Below are 22,643 nucleotides of genomic sequence, written 5' to 3'. Positions count from 1 at the left end.
CGCCCAGCCCGGTATCTGTCGAGCGTTCAGTAGTCCCAGAAGACCGGTGCGCACCGAAAGGCGTCGCCGGCGACGGCCACTCGGCACGCCGAAGGGAACGGTAGGTGAGTGGCCACCAACGACTCGCCGGTCGCCGCCAACTCCCGCAACAGAGCGATCCGGACGCGTGCCGACTCCTCGGGATCGTGCTCAAAGCCGTTGTGCCACTCCGGATTGTCGAACCCGGGCGCGAACACAGCGTCACCGACAAAGGTCAATGCGTCCCCACGGGATGCCAGGCGGACGACGCTGTGACCGGGGGTGTGACCACCCGTGCGGGTGACGAGCACTCCCGGCGCTACCTCGTACTCGGTCTCGAATGGTCTTAGCTGACCGTGGTATTCGTCCAGAAATTGCGATGCGACCCGCCGGAGCACGTCCGGGACCGGCGCCGGCATCGCGGTGTGGGAGAAATCGGGCGCCGCCCAGAACTCGGCCTCGCGGGCCGCCAGGTGGACCCGCAGATCCGAGCGCAGGCGAGCTTTCAGTCCTTCGGTGAGCAGCCCGCCGACGTGGTCCATGTGCAAGTGGGTGAGCACGACATCAGTCACCGATGCGGGCTCGATGCCGGCGGCTTCCAGTCGGTGGGCAGTCTGCCCCGCTCGCGGAAAGTCCGGGAACTCCACGCCGAGTCCGGCGTCGACGAGAACGGTTCGGTCACCGCTGCGCACCACGACAACATTCAGTGGCCAGTCGAGCAAGTCAGGCGGAAGGAAGTTGTCGTCCAGCCAGCCCGCCAAATCGGCGGGCTCGGCGTTGGTGGCCATTGTCGCAGCCGGCAACGGTAGGACGCCGTCGCTGATTATCAGCACGTCGATGTCGCCGACTTGCACCGCGTAACGCGACGGGACCAACTCGTCGAGCCCCGTTGTACCCAAGCGTGTATAGCTATCCAAGCTCATGTTCGTCTCCTTCAGAGCGCCGTACCCGAAGACATGGCAGATGACCTGTCTTCCTCGTGGAACGCGCGGCGGCGTAGGGATTTATCCGGCGAGCTGAAGCTGACTTTCTTGAACACGTCACGTCTGACGGCGTTAGGCGGCAGAGCATCCCTCGCCGAGTGTTCGCCGCCTTCCAGATCGCCGAAACACTGCCGCCCGGACCGCAGCGCGATCACTGGCTCACCATGATCGTCGTCGGCGCGGGCCCTACCGGCGTCGAATTAGCTGAATAGCTCTGGAAGCTGGCGGTGCTGAAGAGCTTCGCGCCGACGTTGGCGCAACGCACCATCCCGAGCTGTTCGTCATCGGCGATCCGGCACATCCGCTGGCATGCACTGCTGCAAGCCGGGCCGGTCAAACTCACCGGCGTATGGCTCGGCTGGGGCCTGATCCACATCGCATTTCTCACCAGCGTACGCAACCGCTTAAGCACCGTCGGGACCTGGTTGGCGACCATCGCGCTGGCCAATCGCAGCGACCGCACGTTCATCCTCAGAGGATCCGGCCATCCGGAGGAGCCCTACACACGAAAATCGCCTATACACCAAGGGCACCACACGACACGCGACGACTCGAATCGCGAACGACGGCCTAACGGAACCGGCGGCTTCAGTTCTGCGTCTGCTCGGGCGGTTCCGGAGCGGGAGGCGCCGGGGGCGGTGGAGGAGTTGTGAGCCGTGCCAACACCTTGGCACGCTCGACCCTGGCGCGCAGAGCCCAGCCGTGGCTGTGCGAAACGCCGGTGACATGGTCCTCGAACACCGCCTGATATTCCTGACTTCCCACCGTCAGCTTCTTCGAGAACGCCTTCTCGAACCCGCGGCGTGTCTGTCCCGCAGGAACGAGAGCGTTCAGTTGCTCATCGAACCTATTGATGAGGAGGAACGCGATGACCGCCGCGATCGCGGTACCGATCACCATGTCGAGGGGCTCTTGCTGTGCAGCAGGCAGGAATTCGAAGTGGCGGCGCGCCACTTCCTCGCCCCACAGACCCAGCACGATGACTGCGGTGGTGACCGCTACCGTCGCCAAGGCTGAAAACTGGATGGCGAACACCGCTTGCACCGGATAACCACCCATGGCGCACCGGCCCGCGACAAGAAACGCGAGCCCCACGAGGAACATAGCGCCGAGGACGACGAACGGCCAACAGCGATGATCGATCACACCGATCACATAGACGAAGGGGGCAGCCACCACAGCCAACAGCAGCCACACAACCCTGCTCGCGGCGCCCTCCACGGCGTCAGGGACACGCGATCGATGAGCCGCCGGCATCCCAACAATGCGGCGGATTGTGGCGACACCTGAAAATCAAGCTGTTGTTGGCGCCCCGTGGTCTCACGTCGATCTCGGTCGGTGCTATCGACGGATCGAGGTCACACTTGATGTTGCCGGCGGCCAGCAGCGCAGACATGGTGACGCCCAGCAGTTGCAATGCCAATGCGATCTGCGCGTCTGCCTCCACACCGCGCCAACCTGTTCCCAGGATGCCGGCCAGTCGCTCACCGACAAGACCCAACTGCGGCAACCCGTCGAGGACGATTTGCTCAAGCTCAACGTCGTCGTGAGTGGCCCGCCAACCTTGGCCACCGATGGAACCGGTTGTCATTGACCAATCGTACGATCGGTCGCCGCAGCCACGAAGATAATCAGGTGTGGAATCGAGCGCTCACATTGTCGCCGCAGCCCGAGATCGCGAGATCAGCGTTTGTGCGACTGCTGGCAGCGATGCCGCACAAGGTGACTGTCGACCGCGTACTGACCGCCGCAGAACACGACGTGGCCGCTTTCGAGCAGTTCGTGAACGTCGTGGCACGCCATCGCTTTCGACCCGGCTCTTCAACCGCTATGTCTGCTCGTCGGTTTCACGTCGAGAAGGCGAGTTCTCTTCCTGTGCGAAACCTTTCGGTGACACCGACCTAATCGGGTCGCCAGTGTCGCAAAGCTGGACGGGAAAATCACAGGGATCGTCCAGGTCTCGAACAGGTCGCAGTGCTGCCGGTAGCGTCGGGCCGTTTTGTTGACTGGCAGGGCACCGCCGCCGACTGCCATCTGACAGGCCAGCCGGGTGGGCTTCGCGGCCGCCCGGAAGAACCGTCGCTGTAGGTCCTGCTGGCCGTTGGACAGGCATCCGCGCAGCGCCAACGCCTGCAGCGCGGCCACCGTCATGCCCTGTCCATAGATTGGATTGAAGCTACAGAAGGCGTAGCCGACAACGATGAATCCGCCGGGCAGGCGGACCCTGTCGTAGCGACGCCACCTGTTGGACGGGCTGACCAACAGCGCCGAGCAATCCGCGGATCGGCATCCACCGAGCTGACCACCGAGCCTTTCCCTCGGTAGGTCGATTCATCAGCTGGCCAAGCACCACGCGGATGCTGACGAAACACGGTCGCGCAGAGCGAGACTCGAGTATGGCTGTCTTGGCTTTCACGCCCGAACTAGGTGTGCGCCAACAATAATTGGATCGCATTTCGCTTGATAGTCCAGTCGACATGACACCTCCGTACGGATTCGGCGTTCGAGGGAGATGCACATTTGCCCGTTGTTGGCGAAGGCGTCGTCCACGTGCAGTTGCGGCGCGCCTGACGTCTGGGGCTGCACTACGCCACGGCTAGAGCAACTATCTGCAATCGGCGATGGTGTTAATGATGGTGTATGTTATGGTGTATGAAACGTACTAACATTTACCTCGACGAGGAACAGACGGCCAGCCTCGACAGGCTGGCCGAGCAGCAGGGTACGTCTCGCGCAGAGCTCATCCGCCAGCTGCTGGATCGTGCTCTCAACAACGCAGACGACGACCTTCCTGCGGACCTCAAGGCGATCGACGATTCGTTCGGCGTTCTGCGTGATGTCGAGGTGCCCGATCGTCGACCCGGAAGCCGCGAGGAGCACCTTCAGCGGATGTGGCGCTGCACATCATGATGCTGGTCGACTCAGACATCCTCATCGCTCACCTTCGTGGCGTAGCCGCGGCGCGTGATTGGCTCCGCGACGCTCGGGGAGAAGGCCCGTTAGCGATCAGCGTGGTGTCGCTTACCGAACTGGTCGGCGGGATGCGCAGCGCGGAGCGACGCGAGGTATGGCAGCTGCTTGCGTCGTTTCGCGCCGAACCGGTCACCGAGATCATCGCGCGGCGGGCTGGCGACTTCATGCGCCAGTACCGGCGGAGTCATTCCGGTATCGGTCTGGTTGACTATCTGATCGCTGCGACAGCCGACATCAAGGGCTATGAGCCCGCGACGCTCAACGTGAAGCATTTTCCGATGTTCAAGGATTTGCGGCCGCCATTCAAATTCTAAAAAAAGCCACAGCTGTAACAGGGAGATCGCGGCACCGGCGACATTCCGAAGCGCGCCAGTACTTGGCCGTGCGTACCTTCAAGCCATCAAGCCGTCGGAGACCGTTCGCATTGCATTGGAGCAAGCCGCAGCGTCGTCTGATCGCGCGCGCCAGGTGTTTGTTGGTTGGCGACCGAGTCGATCTGTTACCTGGCCGGCCAGATTTTCTGTTACATGTAACATAGGGGCATGGCAGTGCGAGAAAGGGTCAGAGAATACCGACGTCGGATGCGGGAGCGGGGCCTGCGACCGCTGCAGGTCTGGGTGCCTGACGTTCGCACTGAGAGTTTTGCCGCCGAGGCGCACCGCCAGGCTTCGTTGGTCGCGCGAGCAGACGTAAGCGCCGATGACCAGGACTTCATCGAGGCCATTTCGACGCCATGGGATGAGGAGTGAACAGAGGGGAGATTTGGACCGTAGCCGGGGGCGTCTACGCGATCAAACCGCATCCGGCGGTCATTGTTCAGGATGACCTCTTCGACGCCACGAGTTCAGTAACTGTTGCTCCCATGTCCAGCACGCTGTTAGATGCGCCGTTGATGCGCATTCGGATAGTCGGCGGAGACGGCCGGTTATCAGGACTTGTTCACGACAGTGACGTGATGATCGACAAGCTCACTACCGTCAAAAGGTCGAACGTCCACGCCCGAGTCGGTCGGCTGACGGCGGAGCAAGTCATCGAGGTCGAGCGAGCGATGATGGCATTCCTCGGCCTTGCTAGATGAATGAAACCCTTGTGCAGCAATGTAAGCGGCGTACTTTACTGGTTACCCGCATATTCGATTCCGCCGCATTCCTCCCGATCCCCAGCAGCACACCAGTCGAGATGCCGGACAGCGGAGGCAATCCGACACCGTGCTGTCGGTATTGGAAGTTTCGCCAGACGCACTGAGAGCGGACAGAAGAGCCCCACTGAAACATGCTGCGCCACAACTCAATTTGCAGTACTTTACTGGTAACCCGCCATATTCGATTCCGCCGTATTCCTTGCCGGGGCAGGCCGGCGGATCGCCACCGACGCCTAGATGTATAACCTGGGAGTCGACCTGCCCAAGGCAGGAGGGCAAGGGTCTGGCGGCGCTCGAAGTGCGCTCGGCGTTCGTTTGCTGAACACGTGGAGCGGTTCGCCCTGTGTCTACAATTCGTCTACACTGGCTCTATGGCAGCAGAAACCACAACTGTCCGAGTCCGCCGTCCCGATTCTGAGCGGCTGCAATCTCTAGCCAAGGCCCGTCAAACCGCTGTCGTCGACGTCGTACACGCAGCCATCGACGCCTTGGAAAGGCAGGAATTCTTGCGAGGGCTCAACGGGGACTACCAGCGCCTGCGCAACGACCCCGAACTGTGGGAGCAATACCTGGCCGAGCGTCACGAGTGGGATGCACTGGCTTGATCTGGCGAGGGGAGGTCTACCACGTCGATCTCGGCCAGCCAGTCGGACACGAGCCGGCCTTTCGTCGCCCGGCGGTGGTGGTGTCGGTCGACATTCTCAACAACGGACCGGGCGGTCTGGTGGTCGTCGTCCCGATCACGACCGCTGGTTACGGTCTGCGAAGCCACGTCGAACTTGAGCCAGCCAGCAGCGGGCTGGACCATGTTTCCTACGCATGCTGCGACCAACTGCGAGTGGTCTCCGTCGAACGACTGTCATCTCGCCAGGGAATGATTAGTCCAGAACAGATGCAAGCCGTTGACCAAGCGCTGCGCTTCGTCCTAGATCTGTAGTGCCCAGCTCTCGGCGTAGATCGCCGTCGTCGGATGAAAACAGTTGAGGCGCAGCGCAATAGGACGTACTCTACTGATAACCCGCCATATTTCATTCCGTCGTATTTCCAGCTGCGATGGAATCATTACCACATCGGCACTGGTAGGTCCATCGTGAAACGAAGCTTCGTCGACGCGTGTCGCGGCAGTCGTACCGGAACGGAGGCGCACGAATTTCCTGGACCTGCCGTAAGCCGTTGGTGTCGAGGCGCTTTGGCCATATCGATCCGACGCGGCAGGCGAGGGCACTTCGGGTGCCGCATGATTCATCTGATGAAAACGGCGTAGTTAACTTGACATAATGTGGCTTATCGGCATTTAACCAGTGCGAGTTGCACTAGATGAAAGTGCTCGCACCCCTTGACGATTGTCCGATCCGGAACTAGTTGAGAGTAATCCGGGAAAACCTGAGAGCTATCCGACTTCTCGCCCTCCGTTCCAGACTATCTGACAGTGCCCCCCGCCCAGGTCGGTGCACATGCACCTGCGCATTTCCGGCCGGCGCCATCATGGCGCCGAGTTGAATCCACCACTATCTGACAGCGCCGGACGGGACGATCGATAGTCCAGAACTACCTGACAGCGGCGGACACTCCGCGCCCTCGAGGTCCAGCGGTGAACCGTTCAATTCGTCACTGTGACGTTATGTCGCTGATGCAGCGTCCCCTGTTCGCGGAGGCTGGAGCCGCGCAAAACCCAATAATATGGATAACGTTGATTATCCACCTTTTATCTGCGAGGCTGACCGTGTGCCGCACGAGACCGATCCCGGCTACTCCGTCACCGAAGGCGTTGTTGAAGCTGCTACCGTCGTGCCGGCCGTCGATGAGATCCCCGAGTGGTTCCAGCAGTTCTTGGATCACCGGCAGGCAAGTAAACCCTCGGCGCACACGATGAAGGCCTATCGCCGCGACTTCGTCGCCATTGCGAATCTGCTTACCGGTGGTGAGCCGGTCCGTCTCAGTCCAGCTGACATAACTCGCGATTCGATGCGTACAGCGTTCGCGGCATTTGCAGCCGACCATGAGGCGGCATCCATCCGACGCTGCTGGTCAACGTGGAATGTGTTGTGCACCTTCCTATATACGAACGAACTGTTGGCAGCCAACCCCATGCAGCTCGTTGGACGACCGAAGTTGAAGAAGCGGCTGCCGAAAGCGCTCCCCCGAACCGCTGTGGAAGCATTGCTCTCTGCTGTCACGCAGGAGTCCGATGCTCGCCGAACAGATTGGAAAGAAAGGGATCTCGCGCTCATTCTCACTGCACTCCTCGCGGGGCTGCGGGCTGAAGAACTCCGCCTGATCGATGTTGGCGACATGCGCACGCTCGACGACGGCTCCGCAGTGATCAACGTAAAAGGCAAAGGCGGGAAAGAACGCAATGTCCCCATCGAGGCAGCCCTGCTGGAGGTGATCGGTACGTATATGGATAGTCGTGCCGGACGGTTTCCTCAGGGCAAGAAGCGCACATCGTCACCGAAGAGCACGCCATTGTCGGGCTGGCCACCTTCCGCCCCGCTATTCGTCGGTCGGGACGGTGAGCGGATGACGCGTGGCACTCTACAGTCACGTATCAAGCGCGCGTTCAAACGCGCAGGGCCTGAAGCGCGCCCCGTACCCGGCGCCCTGGTGCACGGCCTTCGCCACACCTATGCAACTGAGCTCGCGACCTCGAATGTCAGCGTCTACACGCTGATGAAGCTCCTCGGACATGAGTCGATGACGACATCGCAGCGTTACGTTACTGCGGCGGGGATTGAAACACGAAGTGCGGCAGCGCAAAATCAGCTCTACTCACTACTGCCCGAACAACGGGAGGAAGATGGGACGAGCTGAAACGAAGCGATCGACTTGCCCCAACGACTAAGGAAGGCCCCGCAATGAGTAAGCGAGTGAGCCTGATTCTCCGCGACGCAGACGAGGCGATGATCGCTCCCTTCCTCCATCGGGGATCGCCAGCTTTCGAGGTTCTGCGACAGTGGGCACACCACAATGACTATGCCTCGGGCCACATCAGCTCGGATTCCGCTGTACTGCGAATTCTGCTTCGGGTGGGCGCCGAGGCTATGCACCGACAAATCCTGGATGCTGGCTACGCCCAGCTTGCGTCCGAGTTCAATTGCGCAATAACAAAAATCGAGCGAATAGCCGCACGGGGTCGTTCTGCTTCCCAGACCGACGAGCTCAGATGAGCTCCCGTGCGCTCCGCGGCGGTCACACGCATCAGGGCCGGCAAGTTCCGCACGGCAGGATGGGCCTTCGCACGGTGTTTGCGGCCCACTCTTCGGCGTCCGCCGCCTGAATAGCGCACACCTTGACGTACGCACCAGTCCACGGCCCGTTGTGCGGATTCTGACCGCTGATGGTGCGGCACGGGCGCGATGCACCCGCGCGGTAGACACGCTGTAGTTACGCGGGATGTTTACGACGAAGCCTTCCGGGTTCGCGGCGAGCCAGGCCAGATAGCCAGCGTCGTTGTCCCGAAATTCGTGCGCGCGCCTGCGTTGATCCACCCCGGCGAGAGCATCGGCTGGCACGACGTCGACAAACTCGCCAACCGGTCTTTGTAAGACATCGAGCGAGCTGTCCTCTCTAACACTGGCGGATTCGGCTGATGCGTAGATGCCCACCACGACCTTGTTGCCGGCGAACCGGTCCACGGTGCAATGCAGGCCGAGCTCGGTGATTCGGCCATCGCGGGGATGCCATGCCCGATCTGGCCGGGTACGTCCCAGCAGTGGGTCGAGCGCGTCGATCGTCTGCTTCCAGAGGTTCAGCCAATTGCGACGTGGACCGACCACGAAGGACAATTCGAGCCGAACTGGTCCATCCGGTAGCACGGCAACGCCAGAGACAGCGGCGTGGATAGCCTCCTTGTAGGCGACGCTCGAGGAAGATGCCGCAGTGGTCGCGACGACCACACCGGCGGCGGTGGGTGCAGGAACTTCTCGGGCGGCACAGATCCGCACAGACGACTGTTCACCATGGCGCTTCGTGCACCACACCGACACCAAGTCGCCATCGCGCAGGCGCGATGCGAGCGGATACGCGTAGTTATCCAGGTCGCTGGCATCGAGCAGGTCTCGTGAACTCGGTAAACCGACGTCGAGGCGCAGCGCCCACGGGCCGCTGATCCGTGCGCCAGCGATCAAAGCCTCCGTATCGTCGAGGTACTCCTGCAATCGGATCTGATCTGGATCGTCAGCCTTGTTCCACGATGCGAGCCGCGGGGCGACCCTCAGCTCCAGCGAGCGATTATCAGGGCGGGCAAACCATCGCATCGGGTCAAGATAGCGCGGCGCACCGACAGGACTCGGGCGAAATCAGAGCCGAACCAGCAGCGCAGATTCAGAGACCTTGACGCTGCGAGTGTGGTGTCATGGTCGGTATGGTGCGGTCGCAGTTGGTGACAACTCGCTCAGCAACCGCATCAATTTCGCCGGTCAATCCATGCGCAAGTTGCTTGCCTCCCAGCCGCACCAAACCGGCTAAGGAAGGATGTGCTGCCCCGGATAGGTGCCACTTCGGCGGCCATGTCTGATGTCGGGGATAGGATTCGTCGCCGTGTCAGGCATTGACCCCGTCGAGCAACCGTTGACCGGATTCGGCTACAGCTATTGGTTCGTCTGCACAGGATGTGACGGCCGCGTCGAGATTGACGCTGACCTGTTCGAGTTACAGTGCACCGGCCAGGCAAGCCACTCGATTTGCTCCTGCGGAACAGCGATCGACATCAGCGCCCAATCACCAACGTTGCGCGACGTCAATGACCTTGCGCTGCAAACTGACTCGTAAATCGACTGATCTGGTATCACAGCGGCAGACATGCGCATTGGCGCGATCTGGACGCCTACACCAACGAGATCACGGCCATGGCGATGCAAACGGCCGAGCGTTTCGGGAACCTGATCGATCGCGACCGAATCATCGCGACCAAGCTGTCGTTGGCCGTGCATCTAGGTACCTTCGAGGCTGCGATCGAGAATATCCTGCGCCGGCTGAAAGACCAGGACGGCAGCGATTTCTTCGAAACAAAGTATTGGTTACATCGCGTCGAGATCGCGCTTGGCCGGCCCGCAGACCTGCATCCCGTAGTCGTCGAGGAGTTCCGGACCATGTTCGGAGACGTTGAGCTGGCACAGCTGCGTGAACTCGACACCCGCGCGGTCCGTATGTCAACCGTCACGAAGCCATTGGGTCGGTGTCCCTCGCGGTCGATCCCGTTCGTTATCAGCACAGTGTCGACCATCGAACTGCCGCTGACCGAGGCCACGCTCGCCGAGACGGGGTTGTCAATGGACATCTGAAAGTGCCCGTGGGCGGACATGAGGAATGCCCATCGGTGGCCAATAAGAACTGCCCAGTGGCGGACACGAATCTGCCCGTGAAGGTGTGCCCGCCACCGGTTGTGTCCGTCAGGTCAGGGGTTTGACTCCTTTCCCGTGCAGGGCTTGGGCCAGGCGCACGGAGTCGCCGCTGGTTTGGCACAGGTGCGCGTGGTGCAGCAGCCGGTCCACGGTGGCGGTGGCCAACGTCTTGGGCATCAGCTCATCGAAGCCACTCGGGTGCAGGTTCGACGAGATCGTCACCGAGCGGCGTTCGTATGCGGCTTCGACGATGCGGTAGAGCCCTTCGGCGGCGTCAGCACCCACCGGCAACAGGCCCACGTCATCGATGACCACGAGCTCGGTGCGCACGATCTTGGCCACAGCCTTGCCCAGGGAGTCATCAGCGCGGTGGGCCCGCACGAGTACCCCGATCTGCTCGAGGGTGAACCACGCCACCGGCATCCCGGCCTCAATGACCGTCTGCCCCAACGCTTCGAGGAAGAACGTCTTGCCGGTCCCGGCGGGCCCGCAGACCACCAGGTTCTCCCGACGGCCCACCCATTCCAGGGTTTGCAGCGCCTGTTGGGTGGGCAGCGGGATCGAGGAGGCGCCCGGGTCCCACGCATCGAAGGTTTTCCCGGTGGGGAATCCGGCGGCTTTGCGGCGGGCGGCCAGCATGGAGCGGGCCCGGCCGGTGGCTTCCTCGGTCAGCAGTGCCTTGATGACCTCGGTCGGATCCCAGCGTTGAGCTCTGGCGGTGGCGAGCACGTCGGCGGCGATCGCCCGGGCGTGCGGCAACCGCAGTGCCCGCATCAACGACTCCACCTCGGCCGGCAGCTTCGCGGCAGCAATCGTAGTAGTCATGCGATGCCTGCCTCACCGGTGGTGATGATGTTAGTGCCGAACAGATTCCATCCGCGGGTGCCTTGCGCCAGGGAGGTGTGCTCGTCGGCGCCGCGACGGGTCGGGTCCATGCCTTTGGCAGCGAGGATGGAATCCAAGTCGCCGGTGGCAAACCGGCCGTGCACGGCGGCATGCCCGAGGGCCCAGTCGACATCGGCACGGCCGGCCAACGCGGACAGTTCCACGGCGTGGGCCATTTTCTGCAGGATCCGTTCGGTACCGACGGCGGCGGCTTCCTTGAGCCATACCGCCGCACCCGGCCCCAGCGCCAGGAACGTCTGCTCACTGACGGTGCGGGCCCGCACCCGGTAATCACCGGGAACCTTGTCGCGGTGGTCAGGGAAATGAGCGTCGTTGATGGCGGGGCTGCCCGGTGTCGCGCGGCGGTGCCGCGCCACCTCGACCGGCCCGCCGTCATCGAGAGCGCAGATCACTACTTCGTCGGTGCCGCCGTGGTGACGGATCCACACCGTCTGGCCCAATAGTGTTGCCGGAAGCGAGTATTGGCCGTGTTCGAAGGTGACCATGGAAGTGTTGTCAGGAACCCGGCGGGTCACCCCCAACGCGGCGGTGTGGGGCAGATCGGGGATCGCGTGCAGGGCCGGGCGTTCGGCGGTGAGCATCTCCACCGGCCGGCGACCCGTGGCGCGGTTACCCGGGCATTGACGTCGGCGGTGAACCCGGCGCACGCGGCTTCGACATCGGCGAAACTGTCGTACTGGGGCAGCAGGTTCGTGTCGGTGGGCACGATGTCGGCTTTGGCGAGTTTGACGGCGTTCTCCACCCCACCCTTGGAGGCGGGGTCGGCCGGTTGGCAGGTCAGTACCGAGATGCCGTAGTAACGGCCGAAAGTGACCGCTGCGCGGTTGCGGATCGGCACCCCGGCGATATGTCCGGTGGTGACGGTCTTCTCGTTGTCGGTCAGCAAATACGTCGGAGCACCACCGACGATGCGGAAGATGCGGTCCAGGCCGGCGAACACACTGGGCGCGGTGCGATCCCGCAGCGCGACCACCACCCGGTAGCGGCTCCACGCCAGCCACGCCACCAACAGCACAATCTTGCGCCCGGCCACCACAGGGCCGTCGGCGAAGTCGTACTGCAGCCACAAGCCGGGTTCGGTGATCCACGGTCGGTGCACGCGTGTATTGCCCAGTCGCCATTGGGATTTGTCCGCTAACGCCCGCGGGTGGTGCGGTCGGTGCCGGCGTAGCCCAACGCCACCAGCTTGTCGTGGGCTTTGTCGCCGCGGATCTTGCCCTTCGAATCATCGACCCAGGTCTCCAGCAGGCCGCGCCAGTCGTCGATCATCCGGGCCCGCCGCGTCGCTGGCGGCAGCCCGGCGTTGCGGTCATCGACCGCTTTCTTCACGGTGTGGTGCGAGCACCCGCACAGCTCGGCGGCGGCGCGATAAGACCCGGTCAGGTCGTAGGCATTGAGTATTTCCATGAGTTCTCCGTCAGACTTCACGTAGGTCTCTCCTGGGGTTGTCGGGTCGACTAGGCATCGACATCGAAACCGCAGGAGAGGCCGCCACGGCGCTGACGCGCCGGGCAGCATCAAACAGGTCTGGGCAGATTCATGTCCGCCAACGGGCCACATTCGTGTCCGTCAGTGGGCAGTTCTTAATGGCCGTGAATGGGCACTTTCATGTCCGCCTGTGGGCAGTTTTTCATGTCCGCCGACATGGGCGGCGGGTATGCGGTGTCCGTCTTGCTCGCCATGTGCCAATTGTCGTCCAGACGGCGGCTAAACCCACGCAGGCGCGACGCGTCACCTCGGTCGACCGACGCGGGCGAGCCATCCACACCTATTGGTCCCGCCCGTAGGCCACCAAACCGTACGACCATGGATCCGCAGAAGTTGTGTCCGGCACTCTCAGGTCTTTCTGGATTTCATCCGGCACCCTCAATTTTTCGCGGATGTCCTGGCCTGATGCCGTCCAGAAACGCTTGAGAGTGCGCAGGTCAGCACTCCCCCGCACTCTCACCTAATCGCGGTCGGACACCCGTCTTGGCTGCTAGGCCGGCTGTCCGACCGATCCTGCTACTTCTGTGCCGTTTTGGATGGTGACTACGACGGCTGTTTCGCAGCCGGCACGCGCTCGCTGTGGAGTCAGCCAGGATTTCGTCTGCGACTTGCGCGGCGTGGCCCAGTCCCACGTGTCAGCGCCCGACGGGTGGTTGGCGGGCGTTCGTTCAAGCCCTGTATCTGTTTGCCGGCCAAGTCATGACCCCGGGTTTGGCCCCTTGCCGCTTCCGCCCGGAACCTGTAATTATGTCACAGTGACGGATTGCCAACGCGTGGCTGGCCCATGAAAGTCGTTATCGTGTGGACAGTTTCGTAGCTTTGTCGGTTGGCGATGGCGTCCCGGTGACATTTCCCGCGGGTGCCACGAGAAAGATCGTCACTCTAAACGCTGTAACGCGCCTGGCTCACCGTCGGTGAGTGCCTCCGGTGCGAGCCCCATTTCGATCATGAACTGCAAGAGCGCCCTGATCGCTGTTTGTGCCTCGATCAGCTGGACAACCATCGGCGACTTGGCGTCGCTGAAAGGTTGGAGACGGTTGAGTGTCGCCGCAATCTGTCCCTCGAAATCGGTGACCTGGAACCACAGCATGGCGTCGAAAGGAAGATCAAGCTTCTGGCGCGCGTACTCAGTCGATATGCGCAACAGCAGCTTTTCGAAGTTGCCGATCGATTCCGTCGGTCCGCCTCCTCCGGCGATGGCAGCGGCAGCAGCTGCTGCGCCGGCGCCGGCAAGCCCCCCGAACATGGCCAATCCGCCCACCATTCCGCCGGGACCGAAGGCAGCCAGTCCACCAACTATGGCTGCACCACCAAACACGCCGGCCGGCGTCGCGACAGCAAGGCCAAGAGGTCATGCGGCGATCAATGCCACCCCGGCCGCAGCTGTCTGCACGCGGCCCCACGGCACTCCGCTCTTGCCGGCTACGCATTTGCCGACCTCATCGATCGCATCCGCCGCCGTGTCGCCAACGCTCTTGGTGAAGCCGAGTTCAAAGGCGATGTCTTTCAACGCCTTCCGCTGTGCGTCGGCCGGATCGATTTCGTAGGGAGCTCGGACAGCTGCGGCTGCTGCGGGGTTGCGCTGTTGCCGATTGGCACTACGCGTACAACCGGCAGCGCTCAACAAGGATCTCTGCCAGCCGTTCAGGTTCGCTCACCATCAGCATGTGGCAGGTGTCGATCTCGATGAGCGTCTGCACTCCGCCGAGCGCGGCGATGCACTCGTGTTGAATCTTCATCGAGACGGCGCGATCACGCCGAGTAAGTATCCACGTGCGTGGCACCTCGTCGGGCATACCGCTGCGGTCAACTTTTTCTATCATGATGGGGGCTGATTCCTGACAGGACCGAGCCAGTGTGAACCTGCGTTGTGCGGGAGTCATTCCGTTGCAGAATACAAACCTCGCCAACGCAGTAGGCAAACCTCCCGAACGGACCGAACGGCCTTTCTGCACTTTGCGTTTCGCGGTGCGACGTGCGTACCAGCTCAGCGCCCCGTGTAACGTGTCCACCAGGGCGCCGCCGTTGGTCGGTACTTGCGCGGTGGCCAAGATCATCTCCCGCACCCGCGCCGAGCCGAGTTTGGTGACAACACCGGGAGCGGTCACCCCCGCCAGCGAATGGCCGACGATAACGAGGTCGTCGAGCACGGCATTCTCGATGTCCGACACTACCGAGTCGATCCAGTCGTCGATACAAGCCGTGATCAGGTCACCGGCCTTGTCTCGCCGACCTGGCAAATCAACGGCCAGCACCCTTAGCTTCGGCTCCATGCGGTGGATCGCGTCTACGGTGGGCTCCCAACAATCAGCGGCAAAACCGCCTCCGTGCACCAGGACCAAAGCGGGCAGTGTCATGGCGGGCCTCCTTCAGCGCCGTGGGCGCTGGACCGCATCGTAAAGCCCTCGACGCGACGGCGCGCCAGTTTTCGCCACCCGAACAGTTGCTAACGCCGCTCGTCGTCGGCTGCACGTGTCCGACACTCTCACGTCTTTTCGGATTCTGTCCGCCACTCTCATGTCTTCGTGGACAACTCTTGTCAGATCAGTCCAGAACGAATTGAGAGTGCCCAGGTCATCGCTCTGGTCTACTCTCATGATTTCACGGATCGGACAACGATTGGCCGATCTGAGCACGTCGGGGCACTAATTCCGGTCCGAACGGGGCTGTGTGCATCTATTGTACAGGTACCGAGTTGCCGTACAGTTCAATCACTTAATGAATGATTCGGCTGTTAGGTGAAATCTTTGAGAATGCCCCAGTCGACCGGCGGTGTAGCCGGCATTCGACGGCCCTTCCTCCCTTACTCCGCAGCATCACCGAAACGTCACTGTGACGAATTGGCTTGTGGCGCAGGGCTTTGAAGCGACATGTTGAGTTGATGGTCGGCCCGGCCTTTGGGTGGCCGCCGACATGGTTGAGGAACTGCCCGGCTTCATTCCGCAGGTTCTGCGCCGCGATGACGTTTCGCTGCTTCGTGCTGACGAGACGGTGTTCAACGCGATGGTCGATGGATGGCGAGCTCAGATGCTCGCACGTGGTCTGGCGACCGATACCATCAAGGGCCGGTGCGGCGTTGTGTCTCGGTTTGTCGAGTTCACCAACGAGTGTCCATGGCGGTGGCGCCCACTTGATGTTGATCGATTTCTCGTGGATCTACGGTCGCGAGAGACGCCGATTGCGTTATCCACCTTACGTTCGTATAGCAACGCGATCTCGATGTTTTGCTCTTACGTCAGTGACAATGGTTACGGTTGGGTTACGTTCTGCGAGAAGCAATTCGGCGACGTTCCGTCGCAGATCTGTTTCGAGTGGAACACGCCGCAACACACCACCGACGATGCTGTCCCACCGAACCGGCGGACGTTCACCAAGTCCGAATTGCAGCACATGTTCGACGTCGTCGACGACTTTGTTGATGAGCAGCACCGCAACGGATCGAAGCGCTGGATGACAGTGCTTCCTGACTCGATCGGGTTCAAAATCGGTTATGCCTATTGGGCTTCGACGAAAGGAACTGGTCAAACTGGATCTGACCGACTTCGGGCCCAATCCGCACGTGCCGCGCTACGGCGACTACGGCGCACTGACCGTTCGGTGGGCAAAGGGCACGAAGGGGTCCGGCCCCCGCCGGCGAACGGTGCTGACAGTTCCCGAGTTCCCATGAGCAGTTGAGCTTTTGCAGTACTGGTGCGCGGAGGGCCGAGAGCTGTTCACCACCGCCGACCGCTCCCCCGCATTGTGGCCCAGTGAGCGCGGTGGCAGGTTGACGCTCAACGCCCTTGGGCGGTCGTTCACGGCACTTCGTCGGCGCGCGGGTCTGCCGCAGGAGTTGAAGTTGCACTCACGGCGACGAAATGTCGGCTGTTTCGAACCGAACATGTGTAAGGCCGTCGTCCTTTACACGGCGGTTCGCGGCGTCGACGTGAGCGGCGTCGCGGTCGATGCCCACAACTTGACCTGATGAGGTCACCAGGTCCGCGGATGACCGAAACATCGCCGCCGCCCGACCCACAATCAAGCACACGCATACCCGGTCCGATACCGGCAGCGCGGAACAGCCTTTCTGTCGCAGGACGCAGCGCGTCACCTTGACTTGCAAGCCGTCGGTGTTCCCGGTCTGTGCTTCCCCAGGCGTACTCGTTGGCCACGTACTGGATCGTTACACGCCGGGGACAAGCTTTGCTGCCACTTCTCGCGAACGCCTGTGGCGGCCGGCGATGGCGGAAGAAGATGTAGCCATGCCCGCGATGCCCGCTCCTGCTACCGGTGAACTCGCCAGCTTGCTGGAATACCTCAGATATCAACACCAGGCATTCGACGTGACCTCCTACGGTCTGACCGATGAACAAGCCCGTTGCACCCCAACGGCGAGCAGCCTTTGCATCGGCGGCCTGATCAAACACATGACCACCATGGAGTACGCATGGACGCAGCAAGTGCTTACCCCACCAGGCCTGGCGCAAGACCCGTGGTCGTTGGAAGGGATGATGGTGACGTGGGAGCGCCGCGAGGAGCAGTTCGTGATGCGCGACAAGGACACCCTTGCCGGGTTACTCGAACGGTTGACGGCCCAGAACGCCGCGACCATGGGTGTTCTCGGCGACGCTGACCTCGACGCCTCGGTGAGAGTGCCCAACCATATCTACGCGGCTTACGGGGTTGCCGCCGATTGCACGGTTCGCTGGGTGGTGTTGCACCTCATTGAGGAGTTCACCCGGCACGCCGGACACGCCGACATCATTCGCGAGTGCATCGACGGCGCAACGATGTACGAGCTCCTGGCGGCGGTCGAAGGCTGGCCTGAGACGGGCCGATTCAAGCCTTGGAAACCGGCCGCTCACAGTGTGGCTTCCGATCAACCGTGAACACGAAACTGACCTTCGGATATCTCTACGATTTCCGCAATCCCCCGGCGTGGCATCGGTATCGCTACACCGCCCGTGCGACGACCCCGGGCACCTTTACCGCTGGCCCGCCCAAGGCCGGGGAGATGTACTCGCCCGAAGTGTTCGGCCGAGGCGCCACCGACCGGGTGGTCATCGAGTAGCGCGCCAAGCAGTTGAGGCGATGGGGGTTCGGTATGTGCAGCGCGCGGCCTGACAGCGCGGTCAATGAGACGTTAGCGGACGCCCCGGAGCTCGGCCACACGAGGTGGCGACGCTGGCATCTGTTGCCGAGGGGGCAATCAGCGCTTATAACGCGGCGGGAATCAAGCTCGTCAGGGACGGCGATTCGGACGCCTCGGTGAGCGAAATTTCTCAGATGCGGCTGCCTTTTGGCGGCCGGTAACGCACGAAGAACAGTCTCACTGTCGCCGGTACACGTGGGCACGGTGCTCAATTCGGCCGATATAGAGCACGCGCACGTCATCGTGAATGCGAAACGTCACGCGGTAGGCACCACGGCGCGCTACCCGCCAGTGCTCGAACTCGTATCGCAGCGGCTTGGACAGCCGGTACGGATCGGTCGGCAACGTGGTCAGAACGAACTCGGCCACCGCCGTGGCCACCTTGTGCGGCAGACGCTGCAGCGCACGATCTGCGCCTGGAGAAAACGCAACCTCCCACGAGGCTTCGGGCTCGGTCACGTCAGACCGTAGCGCCGCCTAACCTCCTCGGCGGACACTGTGTTGCCCGCCGCAAAATCGGCCTCGGCTTGGGCCAGGTCTTTCGCCACGCCGGGTGTCCGCAGAGCGTGCAGCGTCTCTTGCAGAGATTCAAGGTCATCAGCGGACATGATCACCGCGGCCACCCGGCCGTGGCGGGTGATCTGGATGATCTCGTGGGTTTTCTCCGCCTCATCGACATAGGCCGAGAGCTTGTCCTTGGCCTCCGACAGCGCAACATTCTTCGCCATGACGACATCTTAGCCGAAGAACAGGCCTAATAGTAGCCAGAAAACTAGCCGATACAAGTGCTCCGAACTCGACGCTCCTGGTGCGCCATGCTCACCTCGGGTTTGCCTGCCGCTCGTCGCGCGGAGCCACCCGCCAGGACCGACACGGGATACCCCGCCGCGTGCATCGATGCCGTGCACTCGCAGCGCCGCCAAAAAGTGCCGTCCCACGGATCGTCGTACCAGCGAATCATCATCGGACACTGCGCCCCGTGGCTGCACATACCTGCTGTGCAATTACGACATTCGACCACTTCTCGCTCCTCATTCCGTGCGGCCCTGCCAAACACGAGTGTGCGCCCTCAGGTCAGCCAGCGCTCGACTCAAGCCATGATCCACCATCGCAACTTCGACATTCACGTACCACCACTGGCGTAGGCCGGTGCCCGCGGTGAACTGGCAGTGTTAGCGAAAGACGAATACCTGGCCTTCGATCACCCAGCGGTCATCGACCGGCTCAGCGGCCACCAACTCCCCGGCCACGCATAAGTGAGGACCCGCGGACTGTGATTTCCGTAGCCATCCGGTCAGCATAACGTCGACCAATGACACGGCACGGCCGACTTGCGATGGCGGTCGCTGCGCCCAGTCACGAAAATAGTTGGTGTGCAACGTGCTTCGGCCAGCTGGTAATCCATCGACAATAGTGGCGAAACTCCTTTGATGACTATGCGCACTCGCCGGCGTGAATTGTGAAGCACGACGGACAGACGCCTTCCGATCTTCGGGGAATCGGGCCGGTTGACGTCCGGGCCGGGGGCGCGGCGATTCTCGCATCAATGCGCTTCGCGGCCGCGACCGCCTCTCGCAGTTCGCTCACTAAATGCCGGTTACGAAGCAGCTTGCCCACCCGCTCAATCAGATCGTTCTCGGACAGCCCTTGTCCTGCCGAAACACTCCGGCAGTACTGAAGCACCTCGCCCGAGGGGACGATATCGATAGTCCGCGTACCCAGCTCCCGTGCGACGACCGACGGCTGACTCGGCAGCCTAAAGGTCCGTGGCTTGTTGCCGGACTCATTGAGTGGGTTCTCCGAGACGATCGCCCCTTTGCGCTCAGCAGCCGAAATGACCCGGTTGAGCAGACGAGAGAAATCATCGTGCGATTCGCGAACCGTCGCGCATTTTCGGTACACCTGGTGGATTCGCCAACCGGTCACGGGACCTTCGACACCGACAATTCGAATTAGGATGTCCACGATGCGGTCGGCCGACGTCTGCGAGATCGGCGATAAGGCTTCGGAGAAGACTAGATAGGCCTTCAGCTGCGGATGCTCCATCGCCCGCGGCGCCGCATCTGAAGACGCTTGCTGTTGAGCAGGCACGCGCTGCAGCCTGTTCGCGGACGCGGTGCGGGCGTCACGTGATGAAATCGGGAAGGAGCATTCCGATGGCGCGCCTACGAGATCAGCGCCGCCACAATCGTTGTCGCCTCGCCGATGGCGACTGCTCCGACGGTGCCGATCGGTTCACCGAGCGCAGAACTCGGTAACCATTGAACGAGTTCGGGGAGAAGCGTGCCTTCGGGCTGATTGATGGGGACGACCATGGCCATCGCGCCGTCCGGGGTTGGGCCGGGGATGAAGGGGCAGGTGATGATACGGCCGGTACTGGCGGCGAGGTGGATCGAGTTGGAGAGCACCGCCACGTATAGCTCGCGGCCGCTGTCCTGGCGCGGTGCGATGTCGCCGGGCGCGATCACAAGGCTGCGGCGTGGTTGGCCTTATATACCTGCTCGGCATAGGAGTCGATGTTCAGCGCCGGCACAGTGCGAGTTGTGTAGGTGTGCAACGCACGACGAAGATGTTCGGTGCGCAATGCTCGCTCGATCATCTCCGACCGATTCAACCCCGCCGCCTTGGCATCGGCGTCAGCGTCGGCGAGCACCGCCGCATCAACAGTCACGGAAATCTTCTCTTTGGCCATACAGACATACTACCAATGATCCTACTGTCCGGCCGCTGGATCCTTCGGGAAGTGGCGCCACTCCCCTGCGGGTCACGGGGAAACTCGCACCTCGTGAACCGCACCGTTACCAGGTGATAGTGAGTTGCGTTGCGCAACAACATATTTGATGTGAGGTTGGAACCTGTCCTTCTCATTCAATCTGCGCCGAGTGGGTGCGTCCTAACGTCTGGCGCGACTTGACCCTAAGAATGGGAATCCGCCGGCCAGGCGTTTAGCCTTTCGCTCAGGAGCGAGTCTGTGCCAGCGTCTAGAGCCGCCCCAGCTCACGCCGTTCCGGCCTCGCGACGCAGTTCGGCTTCCACTTCGCTGGCCCGTTGAGCCTCAGCGAGCTTCTCGTCGGAGACCTCGACGGTGCCCGGCCCCGAGTAGTCGAGGATCTCCAGACCTTCGCCGCCGCCCCACTTGGTGGCTGAGAGCCGGGTCATCACATGGCCGTTCTCTGCCACGAACGCCCGAGGGGCTACTTCCACCGCAAGAAAACCTTCGATGGTGTGTGTCGCTTGCACCTGCTTACGACTGAATCGCGCGGGAGTCCCGTCGCTGCAGCAGGTAGGACCACATTGCCCGGCATCGCCGCAAAGGCTGTGTTCAAAGGGATCACCGCAATGAGCACGGTCGCAAGGCGACTGGCGTCTTGTCGATCTGGCCTGTCACGATCGGGCGTCTGACTCATCGAGGTAGCGCTGCGCCGCGCGGGCGAAGAACTCGGATCGGCTCATACCCAGCTCCGAGGCGGTTTGGCAGACGCTGTCGAATGTCTCGTCAGAGACAGATACGGCTGTCTTCACGAACAGTGTGACTGGGTATGACCGACGAGTCGGCTCGCTTGCAGACTCGCGCTCACCACGACCTTGGCGCTCTAGCTACCGCGGCGGCGGTGCGGGATCATGGAGGGAACAGTGGGCTCCCCGTAGGAGGCGATGTGCTGATGAGTGAGCACTTTCCGGACAGTGAAACGACCCGCGCAGTACTCACGTTGGCAACCCGAGCGCCTTCCATATACAACTCGCAGCCATGGCGGTGGCGAGTCGACGACAGAGCCGTGCATTTGTACATCGATCCTAGCTTGAGGCTTCCCCACGTCGATCCGGACGGCCGTGACTTGATGCTGAGTTGCGGTGCGGCACTGAATCACTGCGTGATCGCGTTCCATGCGATGGGATGGCGAACCACGGTTCACCGCCTTCCAGATGCACGTGACGGTAATCATCTCGCGACGATCGAATTGCATCGCGGCGAGGGCGACCACGACGATGCCATGCTGATGGCCGCGATACCGCGGCGGCAAACGGATCGACGAAACTTTGGTCCGCGGCCGGTGTCGGACGACGACATCGGTTTGATGCGCGAACGCGCGGCTCAAATCGGGGTCAACCTGCGCCGAATCGACGAGGTCGACACCCTGTACACTATTGTGGCGCAAGCATTTTGGAGACATGCGGCCAACCACGAATATCTAGCCGAACTGACGCAGTGGAGCGGACGGTACGGCTCCTTGGCCGGCATACCGGCACGAAACGAGCCGAAATACGATACGGCGCTACGCAACCGCCTGTTTGCCGGTCCCGCCCTTGCTCAGCCTGCCGACGGCTCAACCGCCGAGGACAACGCGGTGATATTGGCTCTTGGCACCGATACCGATGACCGGCTGAGCCAATTGAATGCGGGTGAGGCCGCCAGCGCGGCGCTGTTGACCGCGACGGCGGCCGGGTTGGCCAGTTGCCCGATCACCGAGCCCCTCGAGATCCGGGAAACACGTGACGCCGTCTGGTCCGACGTGTTCGGCTCGTGCTGCTTTCCGCAGATGCTGTTGCGGGTCGGCTGGGCGCCGGCCAACGCCGATCCTTTGCCGCCGACACCGCGACGTGCACTTGACGACATAGTGCAGTGGCTTTCGGGGGATGAGCGAAATGTCGTCGTCTGAACC

Annotated in this window: 28 protein-coding genes and 3 pseudogenes; 13 read left to right on the top strand and 18 right to left on the bottom strand. The window is 62.1% G+C overall.

What is annotated here, in order from left to right; all coding sequences use genetic code 11:
* Window positions 1-26: 26 nt before the first annotated feature.
* The 5 genes and pseudogenes from QGN32_RS23225 to QGN32_RS23205 form a co-directional block, all read right to left on the bottom strand.
* On the bottom strand, window positions 27-941 hold the full coding sequence (locus QGN32_RS23225) for an MBL fold metallo-hydrolase (protein ID WP_326546496.1): 915 nt from the start codon (window positions 939-941) through the stop codon (window positions 27-29).
* Between the two features lie 211 nt (window positions 942-1,152).
* Window positions 1,153-1,470: a hypothetical protein gene (locus QGN32_RS23220; RefSeq protein ID WP_326546495.1), complete on the bottom strand. Its 318-nt coding sequence runs from the start codon at window positions 1,468-1,470 to the stop codon at window positions 1,153-1,155.
* Window positions 1,471-1,589: 119 nt separating this feature from the next.
* Window positions 1,590-2,198, bottom strand: a complete 609-nt coding sequence (locus QGN32_RS23215; protein ID WP_326546494.1) for a hypothetical protein — start codon at window positions 2,196-2,198, stop codon at window positions 1,590-1,592.
* Between the two features lie 28 nt (window positions 2,199-2,226).
* A complete protein-coding gene (locus tag QGN32_RS23210; protein ID WP_326546493.1) occupies window positions 2,227-2,592 on the bottom strand; it encodes a hypothetical protein in 366 nt (121 codons plus the stop codon).
* A gap of 437 nt (window positions 2,593-3,029) precedes the next feature.
* Window positions 3,030-3,254 (bottom strand): annotated as a pseudogene (locus QGN32_RS23205) (2-polyprenyl-6-methoxyphenol hydroxylase-like oxidoreductase); the annotation flags it as partial.
* A gap of 399 nt (window positions 3,255-3,653) precedes the next feature.
* Between QGN32_RS23205 and QGN32_RS23200 the strand changes: the two are divergent.
* The 7 genes from QGN32_RS23200 (at window position 3,654) to QGN32_RS23170 (ending at window position 7,926) form a co-directional block, all read left to right on the top strand.
* Complete coding sequence (locus tag QGN32_RS23200) at window positions 3,654-3,911, top strand: ribbon-helix-helix domain-containing protein (protein ID WP_326546492.1); 258 nt, start codon at window positions 3,654-3,656, stop codon at window positions 3,909-3,911.
* Window positions 3,908-4,288 carry a type II toxin-antitoxin system VapC family toxin gene (locus QGN32_RS23195; protein ID WP_326549225.1) on the top strand — a complete coding sequence of 127 codons (381 nt, stop codon included), beginning with the start codon at window positions 3,908-3,910 and terminating at the stop codon, window positions 4,286-4,288. Before QGN32_RS23200 ends, QGN32_RS23195 begins: the two co-directional genes overlap by 4 nt.
* Before the next feature lie 228 nt (window positions 4,289-4,516).
* Window positions 4,517-4,723: an antitoxin MazE-like protein gene (locus tag QGN32_RS23190; RefSeq protein WP_326546491.1), complete on the top strand. Its 207-nt coding sequence runs from the start codon at window positions 4,517-4,519 to the stop codon at window positions 4,721-4,723.
* Entirely contained in the window at window positions 4,720-5,052 is a 333-nt protein-coding gene (locus tag QGN32_RS23185) for a type II toxin-antitoxin system PemK/MazF family toxin (RefSeq protein WP_326546490.1), read from the top strand. The genes QGN32_RS23190 and QGN32_RS23185 overlap by 4 nt, the downstream gene beginning before the upstream one ends.
* Before the next feature lie 434 nt (window positions 5,053-5,486).
* The gene (locus tag QGN32_RS23180) at window positions 5,487-5,720 is read left to right on the top strand and encodes a hypothetical protein (protein WP_019971098.1); all 234 of its coding nucleotides are present in this window, start codon (window positions 5,487-5,489) and stop codon (window positions 5,718-5,720) included.
* Window positions 5,672-6,052 (top strand): type II toxin-antitoxin system PemK/MazF family toxin, encoded by a 381-nt coding sequence (locus QGN32_RS23175; protein ID WP_326546489.1) that lies wholly within the window; start codon window positions 5,672-5,674, stop codon window positions 6,050-6,052. The genes QGN32_RS23180 and QGN32_RS23175 overlap by 49 nt, the downstream gene beginning before the upstream one ends.
* Window positions 6,053-6,840: 788 nt before the next feature.
* Window positions 6,841-7,926: a tyrosine-type recombinase/integrase gene (locus QGN32_RS23170; RefSeq protein ID WP_326546488.1), complete on the top strand. Its 1,086-nt coding sequence runs from the start codon at window positions 6,841-6,843 to the stop codon at window positions 7,924-7,926.
* Here the strand turns inward: QGN32_RS23170 and QGN32_RS23165 are convergent.
* On the bottom strand, window positions 7,881-9,371 hold the full coding sequence (locus tag QGN32_RS23165; RefSeq protein ID WP_326546487.1) for a hypothetical protein: 1,491 nt from the start codon (window positions 9,369-9,371) through the stop codon (window positions 7,881-7,883). The two genes, QGN32_RS23170 and QGN32_RS23165, sit on opposite strands and share 46 nt — an antisense overlap.
* 283 nt (window positions 9,372-9,654) lie before the next feature.
* Here QGN32_RS23165 and QGN32_RS23160 point away from each other — a divergent pair, with 283 nt between their 5' ends.
* Together QGN32_RS23160 and QGN32_RS23155 are read left to right on the top strand one after the other, a co-directional pair.
* Entirely contained in the window at window positions 9,655-9,885 is a 231-nt protein-coding gene (locus QGN32_RS23160; protein WP_326546486.1) for a hypothetical protein, read from the top strand.
* A gap of 77 nt (window positions 9,886-9,962) precedes the next feature.
* Window positions 9,963-10,397, top strand: coding sequence for a hypothetical protein (locus QGN32_RS23155; RefSeq protein ID WP_326546485.1), 435 nt, complete (start codon window positions 9,963-9,965; stop codon window positions 10,395-10,397).
* 108 nt (window positions 10,398-10,505) lie between these two features.
* Here QGN32_RS23155 and QGN32_RS23150 read toward each other — a convergent pair whose 3' ends face one another.
* The 5 genes and pseudogenes from QGN32_RS23150 to QGN32_RS23130 all read right to left on the bottom strand — a co-directional run bounded on the left by QGN32_RS23150 (window position 10,506) and on the right by QGN32_RS23130 (window position 15,208).
* Window positions 10,506-11,282, bottom strand: a complete 777-nt coding sequence (locus QGN32_RS23150) for an ATP-binding protein (RefSeq protein ID WP_326546484.1) — start codon at window positions 11,280-11,282, stop codon at window positions 10,506-10,508.
* Window positions 11,279-12,791: pseudogene (gene istA / locus QGN32_RS23145) on the bottom strand (IS21 family transposase). Before istA ends, QGN32_RS23150 begins: the two are co-directional and overlap by 4 nt.
* A 937-nt stretch (window positions 12,792-13,728) precedes the next feature.
* Complete coding sequence (locus tag QGN32_RS23140) at window positions 13,729-14,103, bottom strand: hypothetical protein (RefSeq protein WP_326546483.1); 375 nt, start codon at window positions 14,101-14,103, stop codon at window positions 13,729-13,731.
* A 99-nt stretch (window positions 14,104-14,202) separates the two neighbouring features.
* Entirely contained in the window at window positions 14,203-14,475 is a 273-nt protein-coding gene (locus QGN32_RS23135; RefSeq protein ID WP_326546482.1) for a hypothetical protein, read from the bottom strand.
* A complete protein-coding gene (locus QGN32_RS23130; RefSeq protein ID WP_326546481.1) occupies window positions 14,450-15,208 on the bottom strand; it encodes an alpha/beta fold hydrolase in 759 nt (252 codons plus the stop codon). Before QGN32_RS23130 ends, QGN32_RS23135 begins: the two co-directional genes overlap by 26 nt.
* A 544-nt stretch (window positions 15,209-15,752) precedes the next feature.
* Between QGN32_RS23130 and QGN32_RS23125 the strand changes: the two genes are divergently transcribed.
* The 3 genes from QGN32_RS23125 (at window position 15,753) to QGN32_RS23115 (ending at window position 17,901) form a co-directional block, all read left to right on the top strand.
* Window positions 15,753-16,526 carry a phage integrase N-terminal SAM-like domain-containing protein gene (locus QGN32_RS23125; protein ID WP_326546480.1) on the top strand — a complete coding sequence of 258 codons (774 nt, stop codon included), beginning with the start codon at window positions 15,753-15,755 and terminating at the stop codon, window positions 16,524-16,526.
* 566 nt (window positions 16,527-17,092) lie between these two features.
* Window positions 17,093-17,719 (top strand): DinB family protein, encoded by a 627-nt coding sequence (locus QGN32_RS23120; protein WP_326549224.1) that lies wholly within the window; start codon window positions 17,093-17,095, stop codon window positions 17,717-17,719.
* Complete coding sequence (locus tag QGN32_RS23115) at window positions 17,716-17,901, top strand: alpha-2-macroglobulin family protein (RefSeq protein WP_326546479.1); 186 nt, start codon at window positions 17,716-17,718, stop codon at window positions 17,899-17,901. Before QGN32_RS23120 ends, QGN32_RS23115 begins: the two co-directional genes overlap by 4 nt.
* A gap of 258 nt (window positions 17,902-18,159) precedes the next feature.
* On the opposite strand, the gene QGN32_RS23110 is transcribed toward QGN32_RS23115, so the two are convergent.
* From QGN32_RS23110 to QGN32_RS23075, 7 genes and pseudogenes are all read right to left on the bottom strand, one after another.
* The gene (locus QGN32_RS23110) at window positions 18,160-18,441 is read right to left on the bottom strand and encodes a type II toxin-antitoxin system RelE family toxin (protein WP_326546478.1); all 282 of its coding nucleotides are present in this window, start codon (window positions 18,439-18,441) and stop codon (window positions 18,160-18,162) included.
* On the bottom strand, window positions 18,438-18,710 hold the full coding sequence (locus QGN32_RS23105) for a type II toxin-antitoxin system Phd/YefM family antitoxin (RefSeq protein ID WP_326546477.1): 273 nt from the start codon (window positions 18,708-18,710) through the stop codon (window positions 18,438-18,440). The genes QGN32_RS23110 and QGN32_RS23105 overlap by 4 nt, the downstream gene beginning before the upstream one ends.
* Window positions 18,711-19,416: 706 nt before the next feature.
* Window positions 19,417-20,073 carry a hypothetical protein gene (locus tag QGN32_RS23100; protein ID WP_326546476.1) on the bottom strand — a complete coding sequence of 219 codons (657 nt, stop codon included), beginning with the start codon at window positions 20,071-20,073 and terminating at the stop codon, window positions 19,417-19,419.
* Window positions 20,074-20,147: 74 nt separating this feature from the next.
* The gene (locus QGN32_RS23095) at window positions 20,148-20,450 is read right to left on the bottom strand and encodes a toxin (RefSeq protein WP_326546475.1); all 303 of its coding nucleotides are present in this window, start codon (window positions 20,448-20,450) and stop codon (window positions 20,148-20,150) included.
* The gene (locus QGN32_RS23090) at window positions 20,447-20,674 is read right to left on the bottom strand and encodes a ribbon-helix-helix protein, CopG family (protein WP_326546474.1); all 228 of its coding nucleotides are present in this window, start codon (window positions 20,672-20,674) and stop codon (window positions 20,447-20,449) included. The genes QGN32_RS23095 and QGN32_RS23090 overlap by 4 nt, the downstream gene beginning before the upstream one ends.
* 305 nt (window positions 20,675-20,979) lie before the next feature.
* Complete coding sequence (locus tag QGN32_RS23085) at window positions 20,980-21,186, bottom strand: hypothetical protein (RefSeq protein ID WP_326546473.1); 207 nt, start codon at window positions 21,184-21,186, stop codon at window positions 20,980-20,982.
* 163 nt (window positions 21,187-21,349) lie between these two features.
* Window positions 21,350-21,504 (bottom strand): annotated as a pseudogene (locus QGN32_RS23075) (ribbon-helix-helix protein, CopG family); the annotation flags it as partial.
* A gap of 140 nt (window positions 21,505-21,644) precedes the next feature.
* Between QGN32_RS23075 and QGN32_RS23070 the strand changes: the two are divergent.
* On the top strand, window positions 21,645-22,640 hold the full coding sequence (locus tag QGN32_RS23070) for an Acg family FMN-binding oxidoreductase (protein WP_326549223.1): 996 nt from the start codon (window positions 21,645-21,647) through the stop codon (window positions 22,638-22,640).
* The last annotated feature ends 3 nt before the right edge of the window (window positions 22,641-22,643 follow it).

Origin of the sequence: Mycolicibacterium sp. ND9-15 (genome assembly GCF_035918395.1) — a bacterium.
In the GTDB taxonomy this organism is placed as follows: Bacteria; Actinomycetota; Actinomycetes; order Mycobacteriales; family Mycobacteriaceae; genus Mycobacterium.
Note: the sequence above shows the minus strand (reverse complement) of the source record. Positions and strands in the feature narration are given on the sequence as shown.